Annotated in this window: 3 protein-coding genes; 2 read left to right on the plus strand and 1 reads right to left on the minus strand. The window is 58.2% G+C overall.

Annotated features, from left to right (window positions below; all coding sequences use genetic code 11):
- Both HKN37_10580 and HKN37_10585 read left to right on the plus strand, forming a co-directional pair.
- Positions 1 to 262 (plus strand): UDP-N-acetylglucosamine 2-epimerase (non-hydrolyzing) (locus HKN37_10580; protein ID NNE47093.1); only part of this gene is annotated, 262 nt, incomplete at its 5' end.
- 229 nt (positions 263 to 491) lie between these two features.
- Positions 492 to 1,013, plus strand: a complete 522-nt coding sequence (locus HKN37_10585) for a CBS domain-containing protein (protein ID NNE47094.1) — start codon at positions 492 to 494, stop codon at positions 1,011 to 1,013.
- Between the two features lie 44 nt (positions 1,014 to 1,057).
- Here the strand turns inward: HKN37_10585 and HKN37_10590 are convergent.
- On the minus strand, positions 1,058 to 3,464 hold a 2,407-nt coding region (locus HKN37_10590), incomplete at its 5' end, for an insulinase family protein (GenBank protein NNE47095.1).

Here is a 3,464-nt window from a genome sequence, read left to right on the forward strand (position 1 = left end):
TGTCGTTGTCACCGACTCGGGCGGAATTCAGGAGGAGACGACGTATCTGAAGGTGCCCTGCCTGACCCTCCGCGACAACACGGAGCGGCCCGTCACCGTGGAGCTCGGCACAAATCAACTCGTGCCGTTGGATCCCGCCGTCGTGTACGACCAATTCATGTCGGTAAGCAAATCCCCGGCAATCGGCGAGATTCCTCCGCTGTGGGACGGCCGCGCTGCCGAGCGAATCGTGCAAGTATTCCGACAGGGGTTTGCTCAGTAGTCGAGCGACCATCAGAACACCACGAACAAGCCGCGAGGCGTGTCCCTGGCCGTAGGCCAACCCCTGCCACGCCACGAGCGTAATTCCCCACGGCGAGATCAAGCGGCGTCCACTTGCCGACGCTCTCGCAATTCGTTATCTCTACCTACGCGGCCCTGCAATACTGACGATCCCGACGTCGTATGGGCCAAAACCAGCGATGCCTATATCAGAATCAGAGAGGTGTGTGATGATCAAGGAACCGGAGGTGCGTAACTCGACGATTCCCGACCTCGAGGAGCTTCTTGCTCGGGACATTATGGAGCCCCGCGTACTGACCATCAGTGAGGATTGGCCCATTACCCATCTCGCCGAGTTCCTTACCGAGAATTCCATATCCGGAGGACCCGTGGTGTCGGAAGATGGCAAGTTGATAGGCGTGGTTTCACTCACGGACGTTGTCCGTCATGACAGTTTCCCGAGCCGAGAACCAGCCAAGACCGTCGGCCGCGGCTACTACCAGCACGCACTGGAGAAAGACTACACCGATCAAGACCTGTCGTCTTTCAGATTTGGAACCGATGATCAGACGCACGTGGGCGACATCATGACGCCCATGATCTTCAGTGTCGAAGAAGATGCCTCCGTAAAAGACGTCGCGGTGACGATGGTCACGGGTCGCATACATCGCGTCCTTGTTACACGCGATGGCGAGCTGGTCGGGATCATATCGGCACTCGACGTTCTGCGGCTGCTCGCGAAGTCAGACTGAAGCTGGCCGGACGTCGTTAGCGGCACGTCCGCACGTGTAGGACGTCAGTCTTGTTTGCCCCACTCCTCCGGATAGAGGACTACGCGCACCGTGTTCTGGCGACCCAGGAATTTGCCCGCCGCTGTTTTCACATCGTCAACCGTCACTGCGTCGTAGAACCGAATAACACCCTTCGGGATGTCGGACATCGGAAGATCGTTCTGCTCATAGAACTGCAGCCAGTTCATCCAGTAGCCATTCTGTTCCAATCCTACGCGATGTGCCGTCATCGTGGTTTCACGAGAGCGCTGCAAATACGTATCCGTCGTTCCGACCGTCACCAACGTGTCGATGACGGCGTGAACCTTGTCCGTCAGTTCATCGACGCGGCCAGGATTGCAACCAAAGTTGATCACGAAGCTGAATCGTTCGTCAGGGCGCCGTTGCAGGCTGCCGTTGACCGAGACGCCGTACGTCCCGCCGAGATCCTCCCGCAGCACTTCCCTGAGTCGCGTACTCAAAACATCTTTCACGACAGAAATCAGCCGCCGGTCCTCGTTCGACCAGGGATGCTCACCGGAGAAATGAAGGTATACCTGACTCTTGGGCTCTATGCCTCGCCGAACCGCTTTCTCTACCCGGCCCGTCGGAGGTCGAACGCCCACATCGCGCCACATTTCCTCGCGACCACTCGCCGGGAGACTGCCGAGATACGTGGATATCAGCGGCTTGATGGCGTCCAGCTCGAACGCCCCCACGAGGTAGAACGTGAAGTCACCTGTATCCGCAAAACGGTCTCGGTACACGTCCAGCGACGCCATCAGGTCCATCTGCTCCAGTGTTTCCTCCGAAAACGGTTTCCGTCGCGGATGGTACTGCGCCATTGTGACCTGGACGGTGTCGCGAAAGGCCTGCGCCGGATCCGCCTTGAAGCTCTCGAGGAGGCTTCCGATTCGCTGCTTGTACGACAGGTACGAGGTGCTGTCTGCGCGCGGATTCGTCACGTAGAGATGGACCAGCTGGAAGAGCGTTTCCAGATCTGCCGGCGACGCGGATCCTCTGAAGCCTTCTGTCAACTCTCTCACGAAAGGCGACACCGAAACCACCTTTCCGGCAAGCTTCTTTTCAAGCTCGATCGGCCCGAACTCGCCAACGCCGCTTCGACCGATCAGTGTTGACGCATAGCTCGCCGGGACGTGCCGGTTGTCATCTACAAGCGATGTGCCGCCGGGACTATCCGCCGCAAGCAAGATCTCATCATTCTTGAAAGTTGTCGGCTTCAAAATCACCGTGATTCCGTTCGACAGAACGAGTGTCGTAACGCCGACGTCTTCGTTCGTCTCTTCGGAAACGATTGCGCCGGCAACCGGCATCTCAGCCATAAGCGGGGCATCCAGAACCTGGTCCTCGTAGGCCGCCAGCGTAGCCGATTCGACCTGCTTGAACAGCCCCATCAACTCGGTTTCGTCCGGATACTCGAGACCCTCTTTCTCCGGGCCGTCGGCAAGTACAACTCTGTTTCTGTCTGTAATGAACTGGCGTGCCAGCGCATTCACCTCCTCCAGTGCTATGCCCGGGACGGCTTGCCGCACAACGTCGTATTCGAATTCGATTCCTGGAACGGGCTCGTCCTCGAGGAAGTGACGGACGAGTTCACCTACCAGGCGGCCCGATTCCGTCTTCTCCCGTTCGCTGAATGCACGTTCGTATCCACGAATGAGATCCTGCTTCTGGCGCTCGAGTTCGGACGAGGTAAATCCAAACTGGCGGACTCGCTCGGCCTCGGTCAGCACAACCTCGAGTCCTCGCTGGATCCCGCCCTCCTTTACAATCGCAAACAGGTTGTAGAAATCGGGATTCCGCGTGAACGATCCCCCGCCCGAACCTGCAGCCACAAACGGCGGATCCGAACTCTGGGTCAGCTCCGACAACCGCTGGTTGAACATCCCGTTGTAGAGTTGCTCTACCAGACTGCGTCGATATGAGCGCAGCGAATTCTTGTCCTGCTCTGGCAACTTGAACACGACGGAGACGCTGCTGTAAGGCGCCTCCGGATCCGTCGCAATTGCGAAAAGTGGCTCTTCATTTTCCGGTACACCAAAAGTCGGCCGCTCGCGCGCATCCGTCGCCGCCGGAATCGTTGAGAAGAGCGATTGAATGGACGACTCCATGGCGTCTGCGTCCACATCCCCGACCACAATTATTGCCATCAGGTCCGGGCGATACCAGTCTTCGTAGAAGCGCACTACGGTCGATCGCTCCGCGGTCTCCAGCGTTTCCTTGTCTCCGATCGGAAGCCGCTCCGCATACTTCGAGCCCTTCATCAGAACGGGTAACTGACGATCAAAGATGCGTGCCTGAGCGCCACGACCGAGACGCCATTCTTCGATCACGACACCTCTCTCCTTCTCGACCTCGTCCGGCTCGAACACAATTTCCGTTGCCCACTCGCGCAGGATCTCCAATCCCGTC

This window comes from Rhodothermales bacterium (assembly GCA_013002345.1).
Taxonomy (GTDB): Bacteria; Bacteroidota; Rhodothermia; order Rhodothermales; family JABDKH01; genus JABDKH01.

What these genes read in the sequence shown, in the direction of transcription:
- HKN37_10585 (NNE47094.1), top strand. Translation starts at nt 492, where the DNA reads ATGATCAAGGAACCGGAGGTGCGTAACTCGACGATTCCCGACCTCGAG.